The 17596-nt window shown below is 54.7% G+C and carries 19 protein-coding genes; 10 read left to right on the top strand and 9 right to left on the bottom strand.

Annotation, left to right across the window (positions count from 1 at the left end; genetic code table 11):
- Positions 1-69 precede the first annotated feature (69 nt).
- The 5 genes from RAC65_RS03110 (at position 70) to rlmA (ending at position 3198) form a co-directional block, all read left to right on the top strand.
- A complete protein-coding gene (locus RAC65_RS03110) occupies positions 70-342 on the top strand; it encodes a YebO family protein (RefSeq protein ID WP_185199370.1) in 273 nt (90 codons plus the stop codon).
- Between the two features lie 17 nt (positions 343-359).
- The gene (locus tag RAC65_RS03105; protein ID WP_033741929.1) at positions 360-1364 is read left to right on the top strand and encodes an MBL fold metallo-hydrolase; all 1005 of its coding nucleotides are present in this window, start codon (positions 360-362) and stop codon (positions 1362-1364) included.
- 529 nt (positions 1365-1893) lie between these two features.
- Positions 1894-1962 (top strand): DUF2627 domain-containing protein, encoded by a 69-nt coding sequence (locus RAC65_RS03100; RefSeq protein ID WP_235318805.1) that lies wholly within the window; start codon positions 1894-1896, stop codon positions 1960-1962.
- Positions 1963-2042: 80 nt separating this feature from the next.
- Positions 2043-2252, top strand: a complete 210-nt coding sequence (gene cspE / locus RAC65_RS03095) for a transcription antiterminator/RNA stability regulator CspE (RefSeq protein WP_001062678.1) — start codon at positions 2043-2045, stop codon at positions 2250-2252.
- A gap of 136 nt (positions 2253-2388) precedes the next feature.
- Positions 2389-3198 (top strand): 23S rRNA (guanine(745)-N(1))-methyltransferase, encoded by an 810-nt coding sequence (rlmA, locus tag RAC65_RS03090; RefSeq protein ID WP_006119468.1) that lies wholly within the window; start codon positions 2389-2391, stop codon positions 3196-3198.
- Here the strand turns inward: rlmA and RAC65_RS03085 are convergent.
- The 4 genes from RAC65_RS03085 to manX all read right to left on the bottom strand — a co-directional run bounded on the left by RAC65_RS03085 (position 3195) and on the right by manX (position 6403).
- Positions 3195-3653, bottom strand: coding sequence for a DUF986 family protein (locus RAC65_RS03085; protein ID WP_058701804.1), 459 nt, complete (start codon positions 3651-3653; stop codon positions 3195-3197). The genes rlmA and RAC65_RS03085 overlap by 4 nt on opposite strands.
- Positions 3654-3726: 73 nt before the next feature.
- Positions 3727-4572 (bottom strand): PTS mannose transporter subunit IID, encoded by an 846-nt coding sequence (locus RAC65_RS03080; protein WP_375096337.1) that lies wholly within the window; start codon positions 4570-4572, stop codon positions 3727-3729.
- A 15-nt stretch (positions 4573-4587) separates the two neighbouring features.
- Positions 4588-5388, bottom strand: coding sequence for a PTS mannose/fructose/sorbose transporter subunit IIC (locus RAC65_RS03075; protein WP_033742216.1), 801 nt, complete (start codon positions 5386-5388; stop codon positions 4588-4590).
- Positions 5389-5431: 43 nt separating this feature from the next.
- Positions 5432-6403 (bottom strand): PTS mannose transporter subunit IIAB, encoded by a 972-nt coding sequence (gene manX, locus RAC65_RS03070; protein WP_039343077.1) that lies wholly within the window; start codon positions 6401-6403, stop codon positions 5432-5434.
- 501 nt (positions 6404-6904) lie between these two features.
- On the opposite strand from manX, the gene RAC65_RS03065 reads away from it, so the two are divergent.
- Complete coding sequence (locus RAC65_RS03065) at positions 6905-8473, top strand: TerC family protein (RefSeq protein ID WP_033741917.1); 1569 nt, start codon at positions 6905-6907, stop codon at positions 8471-8473.
- A 62-nt stretch (positions 8474-8535) separates the two neighbouring features.
- On the opposite strand, the gene RAC65_RS03060 is transcribed toward RAC65_RS03065, so the two are convergent.
- The 4 genes from RAC65_RS03060 to pabB all read right to left on the bottom strand — a co-directional run bounded on the left by RAC65_RS03060 (position 8536) and on the right by pabB (position 13787).
- Positions 8536-10098: an EAL domain-containing protein gene (locus RAC65_RS03060; protein ID WP_375096336.1), complete on the bottom strand. Its 1563-nt coding sequence runs from the start codon at positions 10096-10098 to the stop codon at positions 8536-8538.
- A 216-nt stretch (positions 10099-10314) separates the two neighbouring features.
- Positions 10315-11679 (bottom strand): L-serine ammonia-lyase, encoded by a 1365-nt coding sequence (locus tag RAC65_RS03055; protein ID WP_375096335.1) that lies wholly within the window; start codon positions 11677-11679, stop codon positions 10315-10317.
- A gap of 185 nt (positions 11680-11864) precedes the next feature.
- Positions 11865-12428, bottom strand: coding sequence for a CoA pyrophosphatase (locus RAC65_RS03050; RefSeq protein WP_006119458.1), 564 nt, complete (start codon positions 12426-12428; stop codon positions 11865-11867).
- On the bottom strand, positions 12429-13787 hold the full coding sequence (pabB, locus tag RAC65_RS03045) for an aminodeoxychorismate synthase component 1 (protein ID WP_058701807.1): 1359 nt from the start codon (positions 13785-13787) through the stop codon (positions 12429-12431).
- Positions 13788-13895: 108 nt separating this feature from the next.
- Here pabB and RAC65_RS03040 point away from each other — a divergent pair, with 108 nt between their 5' ends.
- A complete protein-coding gene (locus RAC65_RS03040) occupies positions 13896-14078 on the top strand; it encodes a YoaH family protein (RefSeq protein WP_006119456.1) in 183 nt (60 codons plus the stop codon).
- Positions 14079-14095: 17 nt separating this feature from the next.
- Here the strand turns inward: RAC65_RS03040 and RAC65_RS03035 are convergent, their stop codons facing one another.
- Positions 14096-14440: a RidA family protein gene (locus tag RAC65_RS03035; protein WP_006119454.1), complete on the bottom strand. Its 345-nt coding sequence runs from the start codon at positions 14438-14440 to the stop codon at positions 14096-14098.
- 151 nt (positions 14441-14591) lie between these two features.
- Between RAC65_RS03035 and RAC65_RS03030 the strand changes: the two genes are divergently transcribed.
- From RAC65_RS03030 to tsaB, 3 genes are all read left to right on the top strand, one after another.
- Positions 14592-14759 (top strand): hypothetical protein, encoded by a 168-nt coding sequence (locus RAC65_RS03030; protein WP_006119453.1) that lies wholly within the window; start codon positions 14592-14594, stop codon positions 14757-14759.
- 143 nt (positions 14760-14902) lie between these two features.
- A complete protein-coding gene (locus RAC65_RS03025; RefSeq protein ID WP_110267436.1) occupies positions 14903-16813 on the top strand; it encodes an ATP-dependent DNA helicase in 1911 nt (636 codons plus the stop codon).
- Positions 16814-16857: 44 nt separating this feature from the next.
- A complete protein-coding gene (gene tsaB / locus RAC65_RS03020) occupies positions 16858-17556 on the top strand; it encodes a tRNA (adenosine(37)-N6)-threonylcarbamoyltransferase complex dimerization subunit type 1 TsaB (protein WP_375096334.1) in 699 nt (232 codons plus the stop codon).
- The last annotated feature ends 40 nt before the right edge of the window (positions 17557-17596 follow it).

Below are 17596 nucleotides of genomic sequence, written 5' to 3'. Positions count from 1 at the left end.
TGCGGCGGCGCGGAGTAGAATAGACGGTCGTTCTTTTTTTGTGATTTCATCAGGTATCTTGAGGCAGTTATGAATGAGTTAGCCGCGAATGCGGGACCGGTAATCTGTTACGGCGTTTTTCTGCTGGCGCTGATTGTGGCATTAATGCTGTGGTTTTACGTTAATCGCGCCAGCGTTCGGGCGAACGAACAGGTTGCGTTATTGACGTCATTGTTAGAAGAGCAAAAGAAACAGAATGCACTGCTGCGGCGGATGATTGAGGCGCAGAATGGTGCAGATGAGCCGTCCCCCGAAGCGCCGTCGGAAAACGACGGACTGATTCGTTTAATCCCGGAACGTTAACCCTGCATGGAGGCCGGATGGCCTGGAAAAATCCCTGGTATGACAGCAGTAAACCCCATCACACCGCTGAGGGGTTTCGTAACCCTGAGCCCGACAGCCGCCAGCAAGGTGACCTGCAGCGCTGGCGACGTGAACGCAAAGCCCAGGGATTACCCCATCCGCCTCGTCAGGGCTATGACCAGTTTATTACGCAGTGGTGGCAACCTGCCGATCTGAACGGGGAGGATGACCGTCTCTGGTGGCTGGGCCATGCGGCGCTGCTGATGCGCATAAACCAACACTATATTCTGATTGATCCCGCGCTGTCCCGGCGGGCTTCCCCTTTGCCGTTTATCGGACCTGAACGTAAAACGCCGTCTCCGCTGGCCATTGACCAGTTACCGCGGCTGGATTACGTCCTGATATCCCATAATCATTACGATCATCTGGATAAGCCTACCATCAAACAGATTGTGCGCCGCTTTCCGGACACTATTTTTCTGGTGCCGCTGGGGCTGGCGGAGTGGTGTAAGCGTCATGGGGTCAAACAGGTGCATGAGCTTGACTGGTGGCAACAGAAAGTGTTTGCGGGAATACAGTTTGATGCGGTCCCTGCGCGCCACTGGAGCATGCGCACCGTTACTAATCGCAACCGAACCCTGTGGTGCGGTTGGGTGATCAGGACCGCTTCGCTGCGGTTTTGGTTTTCCGGTGACAGCGGCTACAGCGACAGTCTTCTGGCGATTGCGCAGCATTATGGCCCCTTTAATCTGGCCGCTTTACCGATAGGCGCTTATGCTCCGCGCTGGTTTATGGGGGCACAACACATGGATCCCCAGCAGGCGGTGGCGTTGTGGCGCGCGATAGGTCAGCCACTGACCCTTCCCATTCACTGGGGCGTTTTCGAACTGGCGGATGAGTCACTGGATGCGCCCCCGGCTGAACTCCAGCGAGCACTCGCGCAGAGCGGCGAGGGTCAGCAAAATTTTGCGCCCTGGAAAATTGGGGCGAGCCACAGTCTGAGCGATCTCAATCCGACCTAATCCGAAATACGGGGCCCTGTGTTTGTGAAACGGCAAGGCTCCGGCGTATTCGCTTTTTATTTCTTTTACGCGCTCGGGGTAATTCAAACGTCAGCTGTCAAGAAAATGATTAGTGCGGAGGGGAAGTCTCAACTTTTGATTTTACTAATAATAATTTTTATATTTGTACGAAATAATAAAAGCTGTACAAGCTGAAGCCGTCCGGGTTTACCGTTCCCCTTATCCATTCCTTTATTTGGTGCATTATTGCCATATTAGTGCAATGTAATTTATTTATTGTCATACATCATGATAAAAGCAGGAAAAGTAGTACGTTATCCCATCCGGGATGCAGGAAGCCTTTATTTTATCGTGAAGTTATGACGGTCGCTGGGTTTCGGTTCGCAGCATTTTGTACCATAAAGTACATTCTCTGGGAGCTACCCTGCAATTATGCGAAAACTAACGATCGACATATTAAAAATGGCTTGCCATTATTTAGCGGATATGTGATAACAATTCGTGGGTTAAACGAGGTACAGTTCTGTTTATGTATGGCATCTTCAGTAAAGAAGTTACGAGTAAAGACGTTGAATACCGCTTCCTTGCCGAACTTTAATCAGTGCCTCATTCAGTAATGTCTCTGTTTTATCTGTAGGTTAGCCTCCGGGCAAATAAACACTTTAAGGAATTAGTAAAATGGCAAAGATTAAAGGTCAGGTTAAGTGGTTCAACGAGTCTAAAGGCTTCGGTTTTATCACTCCAGCTGACGGTAGCAAAGACGTGTTCGTACACTTCTCTGCTATTCAGGGCAACGGCTTCAAAACGCTGGCCGAAGGCCAAAACGTTGAGTTCGAAATTCAGGACGGCCAGAAAGGCCCGGCAGCTGTTAACGTTACTGCTATCTGATTTCGCCTCAGACGGGTGCCCTGCGCCCGGTCTCAGATATTAAAGCCTTGGCCTTCTGGCCGAGGCTTTTTTTACGCTTTCGCTCGGGTTCCCTGTCGAGTACACTGCTGCGCGTCGATAGATGCCGGAGCGCCTTATGTCCTTGATTTGCCCACTTTGTCACTCTTCCCTGAACCTGACCGAACGCAGCTGGTGTTGCGAAAATCGCCATCAGTTCGATCAGGCGAAAGAGGGCTATGTCAATTTGCTGCCCGTTCAACATAAAGGCTCCCGCGAGCCGGGCGACAGCGCGGAGATGATGCAGGCGCGACGTGACTTTCTGCAGGCCGGTTACTATCAGCCCCTGCGGGACAAGGTGGTTGACGTGCTGAATCAGCATCTGCAGGTACCGGCCGCTCAGATCCTGGATACAGGCTGTGGGGAAGGGTACTACACCGGTGCGCTGGCGGATAACTTTGCGCCAGCGGGCAAGGTCTTTGGCCTGGACGTGGCCAAAATGGCCATTCGGCTCGCGGCGAAGCGCTATCCGCAGGTCCTGTTCTGTGTCGCCTCCAGTCAGCGTCTGCCGTTTGCGGACCATTCCCTTGATGCAGTGGTTCGCATCTATGCGCCCTGTAATGAAGCGGAGCTTAATCGCGTCATCAAACCCGGTGGATACCTGTTAACGGTTACGCCGGGCCCACACCATCTGGCGCAGTTCAAAGCGCTGATCTATCGCGATGTTCAGCTGCACGCACCGGAAGGGAAAGTGTATCAGGGCTTTCAGCAACGTGCCCGGCATGCATTAACCTATCCGATGGCCCTTACCGGACAGGCCGCCACCACATTATTGCAGATGACGCCCTTTGCCTGGCGCGCGCGGCCAGACGTCTGGCAGACGTTAGCCGAAAGCGCGCAGTTTCACTGCGAAGCGGATTTTGTGATAACCCTGTGGCAACGCGACTAACGCACCTCGACCAGGGTTTGATAAATCCGCTCAAGATCGTCAAGCTGCTGCACGGCGATCAGTAAGCGCCGCTGTTCAAGCTGGATGACTAAAATGCCGTCTTCAGACAGATTCATGCTCTGGATACGGGAATAGGCGATCCAGATACCCGCGAAGAACAATCCCTCCCGTTTCATGACCAGCGTGGGACGGCGGAGCCAGAACAGCCAGAAGGACAAAAAGCACAGCATCATCAAGAGCGTGGTGGTCAGCACGGGTCCCTGATGCGTGACGTTGTTCCAGAGCAGGATGACCAGTAAACCAATGAAAATCAGGCTGTCGGCTTTATGACGGCGCTGCAGCGGCACACGTAACAGCGTCGGGCCTTTACGTCGGGGCAGAATCGCCTCGTCGTAGATCGCAAACACCAGCAGAGCAGCGATGCAGAGAGCGATGATGATGTCCGTCAATGACATGGGGCTTCCTTTCGAGCTTCAGTGGATGTTACCGCCAAAAAAATCGGGAGCCTTGCTCCCGATTGCGTCAGGATTACAGCCCAAGCAGGCCGATCCAGTAGCCGAAGATACCGATAGCAAAGAAACCAACAATGATCCACAGGGCATTGACCTTACGCCGCAGCAGCCACATACAGGCAAAGGTCAACAGGAGCGGGACGATGCCGGGCATTAACTGATCCAGAATCGACTGGACGGTAGTGACTGTGGTCTTGCCGGTCTGGTCGGTAATGCGTGACACCACCAGCGGAATATTGACGTGCGTCCACTTATTGACCAGCGCGCCCATGACAAACAGCCCAAGGATAGAGGCACCCTCGGTCAGTTTTTGCAGGAAGCCACCGCCCATATCGCTGACGATATCAATCCCTTTCCGGTAACCGTAGGCGACACCGTAATAACGGGTGAGCAGGCGGGCCAGGTTAAACAGGATGAAGAACAGCAATGGACCAAGCAAACTGCCGCTCATTGCGATGCCCGCACCCAGGGCGGCAAACACCGGACGAACCGTTCCCCAGAAAATCGGGTCACCTACGCCAGCCAGCGGCCCCATCAGGCCCACTTTGATGCCGTTTATTGCACCATCATCAATTGCGGCACCATTGGCGCGCTGCTCTTCCATCGCCATGGTCACGCCCAGGACCGGGGCCGCAACATAAGGATGTGTGTTAAAGAACTCAAGGTGACGTTTTATCGCCTGCTTGCGGTCATCGTTGTTTTCAGGATAGAGACGGCGAATCACCGGCACCATAGAAAAACAGAATCCCAGCGCCTGCATACGTTCGAAGTTCCAGGAACCCTGAAACAGGTTTGAGCGTACAAAAACAGCACGGACATCGCTTGGCGTCAGTTTCTTTTCGACTTTTGTTATATCAACCATGTTGTCACCTGTTCCTTAATCGAGTTCGTTGTCAAGATCGTTAGCTGACGGCGAGGCCGCAGGCGCACCGGCGGTACGGTTATATTTCGGACTGAGCTGGATATAAAGCACGGCCATCACCACGCCAATCACCCCCAGCGCCACCAGGTTGAAACTGGTGAAAGCCGCCGTCACGAAACCGAGATAGAAGAACGGCATCAGGTAACCGGCCCGCATCATATTGATGACCATGGCGTAACCCACTACCACAATCATGCCGCCCGCAATGTTGAGTCCGTTCGTCACGACTTCAGGAATCGAACTGAGCAGAGAGTGCACCGCGTCCGTGCCAACCGAAATCGCAACGATCAACGCCGGAATGGCGATGCGCATGGCCTGAAGCAGCAGGGCGGAGACATGGATCCACGAAATGGCCGTAAGATTGCCTTTCTCTGCGGCTTTGTCCGCCGCATGCTGGAATGCCACGGTCAACGTGCGCACGATAATGGTCAGCACCTGGCCGGCGGCGGCGAGGGGAATAGCCAGCGCGATACCGGCGCCGACGCTTTGCCCGCCTGCAATGACCAGAATGGTGGAGATAATGGACGCCAGCGCCGCATCAGGGGCGACCGCCGCGCCAATGTTCATCCAGCCCAGTGCAATCATCTCCAGCGTTCCGCCGATGATGATGCCTGTCTTCATGTCCCCCAGTACGATCCCAATCAGGGTACAGGCCACCAGAGGGCGGTGAAACTGGAACTCATCCAGGATGGATCCCATACCGGCAATACAGGCGATAATAAAGATCAAAATAATTTGAAGTGTGGTTATTTCCATCATACTTCGTGTCCTCTACAGGATAGAAAAGAGTGCTGGCCCGTTAAGCGCCTACTTTGGCTATCAGATCCATCATTTTCAGTTTGGGATCACCTGAAACCTTACGTACCTCAAGCTCGATATTGCGTTCATTGAGCTTTTGGAACGCGGCGATATCTTTCTCATCAACGGACACGGCATTGTTGACCTGCGTTTTGCCCTGCCGGAAGGCCATGCCGCCAATGTTGACGCTTTTGATATCGACGCCCTGTTCCACAACCCGCAAGACATCGGTGGGATTGGTGAACAGCAGCATGACGCGCTCACGGGCATATTTGGGGTTATTCCAGACGCGCACCATTTTATCGACGCCAACCACGTGCGCGGTCACGCCCGGCGGCGCGACCTGGGTTAAGAGTGTCTTGCGCACATTGTCGTTTGCCACCTCATCACTGACGACAATGATGCGGCTGACATTGGTCTCTTTGGTCCAGCGTGTGGCGACCTGGCCATGAATCAGGCGGTCATCAATACGGGCCAGGCAGATAATCATGTGTTCGTCAGGCGAGAGGGGTCTGACAGCGGCAGGGGTGGGAGGTGGAGTCGGTGCGGCAGCAACGGGCGCGGGTTTGACTTCAGGTTGGGCTTTCAGCGCTTTGACGCCTTCACGGCCAGTTTCAACCGCAATCGCCACCAGCTCATCGAAGGTTGGATTGTCATCCCGCGCCATCAGGGTTTCCACTAACATGGGAATATTCACCCCGGCCACGACCTCATAGCTGTCGTGATCCATGACCAGCCGACTTGCCGCATTAAAAGGACTTCCGCCCCAGGTATCTACCAGAAAAAGCACCCCCTTTGAGGTATCCAGTTCGGCCAGCTTTGCCTGATATTTTTCAATCAGCGTTTCTGCATTTTCGCCCGGTACAAAATCAATCCATTTGACGTTTTCCTGTTCGCCTAAAAGCATCTCTGCCGTTTTAAGCAGCTGTTCTGCTGCCCAGCCGTGTGTACCAATGATCAGAGCAATGGTCACGTGCTACCTCCGTTCGCTTGTTGATTCCATAAGGTGAGGAACCGTTAAGAATTATCGCGTTAACAATGCTGACTTCTTTATTGAGCCTGCCGGCCCGATATCCACATTGCAGGGATAACCAACTCACTACGTGCATGCCGGATTTATTTTAGTGACCGAAAAAATAAATTTTGTGATGTCGGTTGGCTATTTACAGCATAAAAGCGTGAAATTACGTTTTAATGGCGCATAAACGAAGTGATGACAGAATGTAAAAATAAGAAAATTTTTTGACCTTGTTGACCGAACTGATACATTAGCGATCTGTTAATTATTCAGGAGTAATGGGCTTCAGCCCACCCTTATGGACCGTCACCGACGTTGCTTAACCTTGTCTTTGCGCTCCTCAGCGCGTCAATTTACGCCAGACCGCGTTTTCTTTGCTTTTACACCTTGCTCACCGTCACGTCGTCAGACGCTGGTACGTTTTAGCGTAATCACATCCTTTTTCAGGAGTCACTAATGGAATTTCTGTTCGACCCCTCAATCTGGGCGGGATTGCTCACGCTCATCGTGCTCGAGATTGTGCTCGGCATTGATAACTTGGTATTCATTGCCATCCTGGCCGATAAGTTACCGCCGAAGCAGCGCGATAAAGCGCGTTTGATTGGCCTCTCGCTGGCGCTGGTTATGCGTCTGGGCCTGCTGTCGCTGATCTCCTGGATGGTCACACTGACGCGGCCGCTGTTTAGCGTGGGCGGGTTTAGTTTCGCCGGACGCGATCTTATTTTGCTGGCGGGCGGGATCTTCCTGCTCTTTAAAGCCACGATGGAACTGCATGAGCGGCTGGAAAACCGTCAGCTGGAAAACAGCGGCAACCGCAGCTATGCCAGCTTCTGGGCCGTTGTGGCACAGATCGTCATACTTGATGCGGTCTTCTCACTGGATGCGGTGATTACGGCCGTGGGGATGGTGAATAACCTGCCGGTCATGATGACGGCGGTGGTGATCGCCATGATTGTGATGTTGCTGGCCTCTAAACCGTTAACAAAATTTGTTAACGCCCATCCTACGGTCGTTGTCCTGTGTCTCAGTTTCCTGCTGATGATCGGTCTGTCGCTGGTGGCGGAAGGGTTTGGCTTCCATATTCCTAAAGGCTATCTGTATGCGGCGATTGGTTTCTCGATCCTGATCGAGCTGTTTAACCAGATTGCGCGTCGCAACTTTCTTCGCCATCAGTCGCATCGTCCTATGCGTGAGCGTACCGCTGAGGCCATTTTGCGCCTGATGGGGGGCCGCAACCGCGTACAGACGGCCCCGGCCAGCACTGAAGAGCAGGCGATAGCCGTTGCGATCCCACAGGAAGCCTTTAAGGATGAAGAGCGCTATATGATTAACGGCGTACTGACGCTGGCTTCCCGTTCAATTCGCAGCATCATGACGCCGCGTGGCGATATCTCCTGGGTGGATGCCAGTCGTCCGGTAGACGAGATTCGTATCCAGTTGCTGGACACACCGCACAGCCTGTTCCCGGTCTGCCGGGGAGAACTGGACGAGATTATCGGCGTTGTCAGGGCCAAAGAGCTGCTGGTCGCACTGGATCATGGTGTGGATGTTGCCACCTTTGCGGCAAACACGCCGATTATCGTGGTGCCGGAAACGCTCGATCCGATTAACCTGCTGGGTGTACTGCGTCGTGCCAAAGGGAGCTTTGTGATCGTCACCAACGAGTTTGGTGTGGTACAGGGCCTGATTACCCCGCTGGATGTGCTGGAAGCGATAGCAGGTGAATTCCCGGATGAAGACGAAACGCCGGATATCATCATGGACGGCGACGGCTGGTTAGTGAAGGGGGGAACCGATCTCCACTCGCTCCAGCAGCTGCTTGATTTTCATGAGCTGGTGAAACCGGACGACGATCATGCGTCACTGGCAGGGTTGCTGATTGCTCAGAAAGGACAATTACCGAAGCCGGGTGACGTCATTGATATCGCGCCGCTTCACTTCCAAATTATTGAAGCGACAGAATACCGCATTGATCTGGTTCGTGTGACGCGCGATCCGCAGCATGACGAGGACGAAGAAGGTTAACCTCCCCGGAAAACGCAAAACGCATCACACTGTGATGCGTTTTTTTTGCCCCAGGCATGGCACTACAGGTCGCTGATCAGTTGATGTTGCCGTAGCCACGCGGGGAAATCCTCCAGCGGCATGGGGCGGGCAAAATAGTAGCCCTGCAGGTGATCCACGCCGCGGTCGCGCAGATAGTCAGCCTGCTCCGGGGTTTCCACGCCTTCCGCCACCAGGCTGATATTCAGCCGTTGCGCCAGTGAGATCACCATATCCGTTACGGTCGCGTTAATCGCATCCGTGCCAATCGAGGCGGTGAAGATTTTATCCAGCTTCAGCACGTCCGGTTGCAGGTCCTTCAGGTAAGACAGCGAACTGTGGCCTGTGCCAAAATCATCAATTGCCAGCCGTACGCCAATCTCATGCAGTTGTGAAATGACCGTTTGATCGACCACCGGCAGCGCATCACGTTCGGTAAGCTCGACGACCAGCTTTGGCACCGGATTGGCAGGCCACCAGATAGTTTGCAGATCTTCCAGAATGGCGCGGTCACGAAAATGACTGGCGGCGACGTTCACAGCAATGTGAAAATCCGGGCTGTGAGGCAGATCCGGCAAGGCTTCGACAACGCGATTTAACACGAAACGGGTTAAAGGCTTAATCAGATTCTGACGCTCAGTCAGCGGAATAAACACATCGGGCGGGATCCAGCCCTGGCGCGGGTTATGCCAGCGCAGCAGGATTTCAATTCCGTCACACTGACCGTTTCGGGCATTGATGAGCGGCTGGCAGTAAACAATAAACTCCCTGGCGGTGATGCCATAGCTGATTTGCCAGCTCAGACTCATGCGGTTGGCGGTTGCCAGCCACATGACATAGCCTATTAACAAACTCAGCATTAGCGCCAGCGGCAACTGAGAAGGCAACGAGGCCAGTGCCAGACGGGATGGGGAAGGGCCATAAAGCGTTACCGTGTAGGGATAACGCAGTGACGCTTCATTATAGGTGACTTCATCTTCCGAAGGGACCGCCGACTCAATAAGCGGATTGCCGTATTCCAGGCTCTTGCCGTTAACGTTAAAGATGGCGCGCTCCACCCAGGGCGACTGCGGTTCCAGCAGATAACTGCTCATCAGTTCAATGTTGATGGCCTGCAGGATGCCTGAGCGGTTATCCAGCGTTGTTGGCGTCCAGAGTAATAAGACCGGCGAACCTTTAAGCAGATAGTCATCTGTAGACAGGATCATGCGCTTATCGTTAAGCGCCAGTTCAGGGTAGGTCTGACTAAAGGTGATATCCCGTGAGCCGAAAATACTGGAGCAGTACAGTAAGTCATCATTCACCAGCAGAATCGCCCGCACGGTTTGTAAGGACGCAATCTTTTCGATTAAGGGAAAACGCGCGTCCTCACAGGGCATGCCCACTAAACCCAGCGTGTTATTGGCTGCCACATCCAGCGGAGAAAACATGCGATCAAAACGCTTAATCGCGTTATCGGCAAAGCTAATTGCACGCTGCTGAATCCGTGATTTTTCTTCGAAATAGCGCAAAGCCAGCGTTAACGTAAGAACAATAGAAGCAATCACCACAGCAATAAGCAAACGCTTACGTCTGTACTGTCCAACATATTGCTGGGCCATGAACATCAAGAATCACCTTCCCAAAACCAGAAAAATAGATATAGCTGGGTTGTTATCGGCACGGCCTGGAGCAAATTTAGGACCGGTGCGTAAAATGAAAGGCTGTGAAGAACGCGCTAAAGCGACTGTCGGGTCGCTTTAGCGTTGTTAATATTTATATCAGGCAGGACTTGCTAATGCACTGTTTAACGGGCGCAATTTAAAAATAAACAGACTGAATGATTAGTCACATTGAACTTTTATCGCCAGTCCGCCCCGTGATGTCTCGCGGTATTTCGCGTTCATGTCTTTGCCGGTCTCGTACATGGTTTCAATGACCTTATCCAGTGAGACGCGCGGTTCGCTGGTACGGCGCAGGGCCATACGTGCCGCGTTGATCGCTTTCACCGAGGCGATTGCGTTACGTTCGATACAGGGCACCTGAACCTGGCCGGCAACCGGATCGCAGGTCAAACCCAGATTATGTTCCATCCCGATTTCGGCGGCCACGCACACCTGCTCAGGGCTGGCGCCCAGCAGTTCGGCCAGACCTGCAGCAGCCATTGAGCAGGCAACGCCGATTTCCCCCTGACAACCGACCTCCGCGCCGGAAATAGAGGCATTCATTTTATACAAAATGCCAATGGCACCGGAGGCGAGGAAATAGCGAATAAAAATGTCGGGCGTGACGGGTTCAATGAAGTGATCATAGTAAGCTAGGACGGCGGGGACGATACCGCAGGCTCCGTTGGTCGGTGCGGTCACCACCCGACCGCCCGCCGCGTTCTCTTCATTAACCGCCAACGCAAACATGTTGATCCAGTCAATCACCACCATCGGATCGTTAGAGTGTTTGGCTGAGGAGATCAGCAAACGCCGCAGTGACGCCGCCCGGCGCGGTACCCGCAACGGCCCGGGCAGCACACCTTCAGTATTCAGACCGCGGTCAATACAGGCCTGCATGGTTTGCCAGATGGTCGCAAAATACGCATTGATCTCTTCACGTGAGTGCAGTGCCAGCTCGTTTTTCATCACCAGCCCGGACAGGGAAAGTCCGGTCTCGCGACAGTGGGCCAGCAGTTCTTTGGCCGAGTGGAAGGGCCAGGGCACCGTGACTTCGTCCAGGGCCGACTGACCAAAATGCTCTTCATCGACAATAAAGCCGCCGCCGACAGAGTAATAGGTTTTAGACAGCACCAGCAGGTCGCCGGAGAACGCCAGCAGGCGCAAGCCATTTTCGTGCAGGGAGAGATTTTCGCTGCGGAACACCATGCCGCCTTCACGCGGAAAATCGACTTCATGCGCGCCTTTGGCAAGGGGCAGGCGTTCACGTTGTTGCACATCCTTAATAAACGCGGGGATGGCGTCGATATCGACGCTGTCAGGCGATTCGCCGGCTAAGCCCATAATAATCGCTATATCCGTATGGTGACCTTTACCGGTCAGCGACAGGGAACCATAGACATCGACCGCTATGCGTGTCACCTCATGCAGCTTGCCTTGTTCAGACAACAACTCCACAAACTGTTTACCCGCTTTCATCGGACCGACCGTATGAGAGCTGGATGGGCCGATGCCCACTTTAAACATGTCAAAAACCGAAATCATGGGTGACACTCCTCACAAAAACTTGCAGACTGCCGTGGCAGTTAATGGCGCTAATAGTAAACGGCGAGGCAGGGTAAACGTGCTGCTTTTCGCATGAAATAAACTAATTAACTCCACCAGAAAAAATTATAGTGTGACATGGCGCAAAAGGCTGAATTCAGACGCAGAAATGGGCTCGCCCTCAACTAAAATGCAATTTGCTGGCTCAGGGCACGAATAATGCCTGCTGTCATTCCCCACACCAGATAGCCCTGATAATGGGAAAGCCACACCGGGTGGCGAATGCCGGCACGATAATAGTCAAGTTCGGCGTAGCGGCTAAGACGAAGCGCTTCGGTCAGGGGCATTTCGAAGGCGCTCTGAACCTCGTCAGGATTAAGGCGCAATTCGAGGGTTGCAGGCACAATGCCGACCACCGGTGTGACCTGAAAACCTGTGCTGCTGGTCACCGGAGGCAGGCAGCCGAGCACCTCAACCCGATCGGGTGCGATGCCCACTTCCTCCTGCGCTTCTCGCAGCGCTGTCGCCACCAGTGAGCTGTCGTCGTGATCCTGCATCCCGCCGGGAAAGGCCACCTGACCGGCATGTTTACGTAAGGCGTGCGAACGTTGCGTCAGCAGCAAGCCGGGCTGTTGACGGGCAACGACGGGGATTAACACAGCGGCATGTCGCCCCGACAGCGGCTGGGCGTTATGCAGCGGCTGCTGCAGGAGAAAACGGGTGCGAAAATCAGCCAGCGTCAGCGCCATTCAGGCTCCTTTTTCCAGTGCAGGCAGAATGCGACTGACCTTATCCAGCGTTTCCTGATATTCCGAGGCCATATCACTGTCGGCGACCAGGCCGCCGCCCGCAGCGCAGTAAAGATGCTGACGCTCAGCAATCAGCGTACGAATGGTGATGCTGGTATCCATTCTGCCGCAGACACTGAGATAACCAATGCTGCCGCACCAGGCATTGCGGCGGTGAGGCTCCAGTTCATCAATGATCGTCATGGCGCGAATTTTAGGCGCACCGGTAATCGAGCCGCCGGGAAAACAGGCACGCAGCAGATCGCAGGCATGAAGATGATCCGGCAACGTGGCCTGAATAGTGCTGACCAGATGATGGACTGCCGGGAACGGCTCGACCACAAACAGTTCGGGCACGTGCACGGAGCCCGCGACGGCGACCCGACCGATATCGTTGCGCAGCAGGTCGACTATCATCAGGTTTTCTGCGCGGTCCTTCGCCGCCGTGCGCAGACTTTCAGCCTGGGCCGCATCCGCCTCAGGATCGGCCGCACGCGGACGCGTACCCTTGATGGGACGGGTGGTGATAACCTGCTGATCCAGTGCCAGGAAGCGCTCGGGAGACAGGCTCAGAATGGCGCTGTCGGGCAGGCGCAAAAATGCGCTGAACGGGGCGCGATTGGCCTGGTTGAGCATACAAAATGCCCGCCATTCATCCCCCTGATAGCTGGCGCTGAAGCGCTGTGCCAGATTGACCTGATAGCAGTCACCGGCCTGAATATAGGCCTGTACCTTATTAAAACGTTCCGCGTAGTCGTCTATGCTGAGGTTTGATCGCCAGTCACTGGTAAGGGAAAACGCCGCCGCGTCACGTTCGGGCCAGTTTTCCAGCCAGGCAAGGCGCGAGGCGATATCGTCCAGGGCGACCAGGGTGAGTTTACCGAGGTGATGGTCGGCAATCAGTGCCCAGTTATAGATGCCCACGGCCATGTCTGCCGTAGTCAGATCGTGAAGGGCGGTGTCGGGCAGCGTTTCAAAGCGTCGCCCCAGATCATAGCCAAACAGCCCCAGCGCCCCGCCCTGAAAGGGCAAATCGGGGTGACGCGGTGGCTTAGCGCCCAGCGCATCACACTGCTGTTGTAATAAGGAGAGCGGATCGTCAGTACGCGTTTCAACGCGATCGCCCTGCTGAATTTCTGTTATGCTGCCACGGGTTGTCAGGGTGGTAAGCGGGTCCGCCGTCAAAATATCAAAACGGTTATCACTGTGACTGGCCTGGCCGGACGAAAGCAGCATCGCCCAGGGTAAATGCGCAATGCGTGAAAAATAGTGGGTGATAGCGTCGGGCGAATAACACAGGTTATGAGTTTGAACGATCATTGAGCACGAAATTTGACATCAGTAAGGCCGTTAGACTGACATATTTTTCCCTGACTGGCACCTGTTTGTTCCCCATGAAATAATGACAGCCCTTAACAGGAGAAAATGATGATGACAGGATTACCCGCACTCTCACACGATCAGCAGCAGCGCGCCGTAGAGCGCATTCAACAGTTAATGGCCGAAGGGATGTCCAGCGGTGAAGCGATTACCGTTGTGGCACAGGAGATACGTGAAAGCCATACAGGTGAAATGATCCGGGCGCGCTTCGAAGAGGACGATGAAGGCTGACGCCCGGGGCCTCGGGATCAGCGGGCCGCGATAATTTTTATTTCAACTTTATACTTCGGATTCATCAACCCGGCCTGGACCGTACAGCGAACCGGGGCGTTATCGGGTGAAACCCACGCATCCCAGGCGCGATTCATCGCGGCAAAATCCGCCTTGTCGACCAGAAAAATGGTAGCGTCAAGGATTTTGCTTTTGTCGCTGCCTACGCGCGTCAGCAGGGCATCGATCACCGCTAACGCATTAGCCGTTTGCGCCTCGGCATCAGCGTCGAGGTTTTCGGGCACACTGGTGTAATAAATGGTGTCGTTATGAATAACGGCTTCGGACATACGGTGTTCGGGATCAACGCGCGTAATGCTCATTTTCTTCTCCTGATTTTCTGAACGTCTAGCCTGACATATTCCCGGTACGATTGTCATCCCTTGCAGAAGACGGTCGCCGTCAGTCGCGCAACCGTCAGCGAAAAGTGGTATAAAGCGTCGCTTACTTGTTCAGAACAATCAGGATTAACGCATGGCCAATACGCACTATCTCTTTTGGGTAATGTTCGGGGCACTGACGCTGCTGTTTATTGTGATCGCCACGTTTGTCGGTATGTCGCGTACCGCAAAACACGGTTTTTTTACGCTTGTCGTCCTGATGGCGATACTGGTTGCGGGTGCGCTCTACATCAGCCCGTGACGATAACGGGCGGCCTGGCCCGTCAGACTGACTGAACGCATCGGGTCAGCAGACTTCATGCAGAATGCTGCCGTTTGTGATTTCCTTCGGGGCTGCAATGCTGACATAATATACAGTGTTTTCGGCCATAATTGAGAGGGTACGTGGCAGACGATTTTGCAATTGATGGCGCGCTGGCAAAAGGCATTGCGGGCTTTAAACCGCGTGAGGCCCAGCGTGAAATGGCGCAGGCGGTCACCGAGGCGGTACAGAATCAGGGTGAACTGGTCGTCGAAGCGGGGACCGGCACCGGTAAAACCTACGCTTATCTTGCTCCGGCGCTGCGGGCGAAGAAAAAGGTGATCGTGTCAACGGGCTCAAAAGCCCTGCAGGATCAGCTCTACGCGCGCGATCTTCCCACCATTGCGAAAGCGCTTACGTTTACCGGTAAAACTGCGCTGCTTAAAGGCCGGTCAAACTATCTGTGCCTGGAGCGTATGGAGCAGCAGTCCGCGACCGGGGCCGATATGAGCGTTCAGGCTCTCACGGATTTTGTCACGCTCCGCAGCTGGGCCTCGCAAACCCCGGATGGCGATATCAGTACCTGTGCCGGCGTCACCGAAGACAGTCCGCTCTGGCCGCTGGTTACCAGCACCAACGACAACTGTCTGGGCAGCGACTGCCCCCTTTATAAAGACTGTTTCGTCGTTAAAGCACGTAAAAAAGCGATGGACGCCGATGTCGTCGTGGTCAACCACCATCTTTTCCTGGCCGATCTGGTGGTAAAAGAGGGCGGATTCGGGGAACTGATCCCTGAAGCGGACGTCATGATTTTTGATGAAGCGCACCAACTGCCGGATATCGCCAGTCAGTATTTTGGTCAGCAGCTGTCGAGTCGTCAGTTAGCCGATCTCGCCAAAGACATCATTATCGCCTACCGCACGGAAGTGCGGGACGTTCAGCAGTTGCAAAAATCCGCTGACCGTCTGGCCCAGTGTGCCCAGGACTTTCGCCTGACGCTGGGAGAACCGGGCTACCGCGGCAACCTGCGCGACCTCCTCAGCGATAACAACATCATGCGCATGTTTACGCTGCTGGATGATGCGCTGGAACTCTGTTACGACGTGATCAAACTTTCGCTTGGGCGTTCTGCCCTGCTGGATGCGGCCTTTGAGCGCGCGGCGCTCTATCGCACGCGACTGAAACGGATTCGTGCCATCAGCGAACCGGGCTTTAGCTACTGGTATGAATGTACATCGCGTCACTTTGTGCTGGCGCTGACGCCTTTGTCGGTTGCCGAACGTTTCCGCGAGGTCATGGATAACCGTAAAGCGGCCTGGATTTTTACCTCTGCCACCCTGGCTGTAGATGAAAAGATGGATCACTTTGCCGAGCGACTGGGCGTCAGTCAGGCAAAAAACCTGATTCTCAACAGCCCGTTTGACTATGCGCGGCAGGCGCTGCTGTGTGTGCCACGCAATCTGCCTGAGCCCAATCGCCCCGGTGGCGCGCGTCAGCTGGCAAAAATGATGAAGCCGCTGATCGAGGCGAACAAAGGCCGCTGCTTCTTTTTATGCACTTCTCATCTGATGATGCGTGAGCTGGCCGCCGAGTTCCGGGCCTCCATGACATTGCCGGTGCTGGTGCAGGGCGAAACCAGCAAAGGACAGTTGCTCAAAGAGTTTATCGATAAAGGGAATGCCTTGCTGGTGGCGACCAGCAGCTTCTGGGAAGGCGTGGATGTGCGGGGAGATGCGCTGTCGCTGGTCATTATCGATAAGCTGCCGTTTACGTCGCCAGAGGATCCGCTGCTTAAGGCCCGGATGGAAGATTGCCGCATCCGGGGCGGCGATCCCTTCAGCGATGTGCAACTGCCGGATGCCGTGATTACGCTGAAACAGGGCGTGGGCCGGTTGATTCGTGATACGGACGACCGCGGCGTTCTGGTTATCTGCGACCAGCGGCTGGTGTCACGGCCCTACGGCGCACTTTTTCTGAGCAGTCTGCCGCCCACACCACGCACGCGTGATCTTGCGCAAGCTATTGCCTTTATTCATCAGCAACCTGGCGCGTAATTGTGTGCTAAGATGCGCGCCGTTTTGAATCTTCAGAGGTCGATATGTCGGTCCGAATTTTAGCGCTGGATACAGCGACAGAAGCCTGTTCTGCGGCATTGCTTAACGGGCAAGAGAGTGACGCACGTTTTGAAATTGCGCCGCGCGATCACACACAGCGCATTTTGCCGCTGGTCGCCGAGCTGCTGCAGGCTCAGCAACTGGAACTCACCGAACTCGATGTGCTGGCCTTTGGTCGCGGGCCCGGCAGTTTTACGGGCGTGCGTATCGGGATTGGTATTGCCCAGGGGCTGGCACTCGGCGCGGCGTTACCGATGGCGGGTATTTCCACCCTGGCCACGCTGGCGCAGGGCGCCTGGCGTCAGCACGGTGCCTGTCGGGTACTCACCGCAATTGATGCGCGCATGGGTGAAGTGTACTGGGCAGAATATCAGCGCGATGAGGACGGTATCTGGCAAGGTGAAGCAACGGAAAGCGTGCTTACGCCCGAGGCCGCGTTGGAGCGCATGCAGGCGCTGATCGGGGAGTGGTATACCGCCGGTACCGGATGGCAGGCCTGGCCGGTACTGCAGCAGGGCCATGCACTCCAGCTCAAAGACAGCGGCGTTTTGCTGCCAGCGGCTGAGGACATGTTGCCCCTGGCGGCGCGCGCCTTAGCACAGGGGCAAACCGTGTTGCCCGAACAGGCAGAGCCAACCTATCTGCGTAATGAAGTGGCATGGAAAAAACTGCCGGGCCGCTGACAGGCAACGCAACTTATTGTTATCGGGGCACTCTAAACAT

This window comes from Pantoea sp. BS_8, from assembly GCF_041954965.1.
Taxonomy (GTDB): domain Bacteria; phylum Pseudomonadota; class Gammaproteobacteria; order Enterobacterales; family Enterobacteriaceae; genus Pantoea; species Pantoea stewartii.
This window is presented reverse-complemented; position numbering and strand designations above follow the sequence as displayed.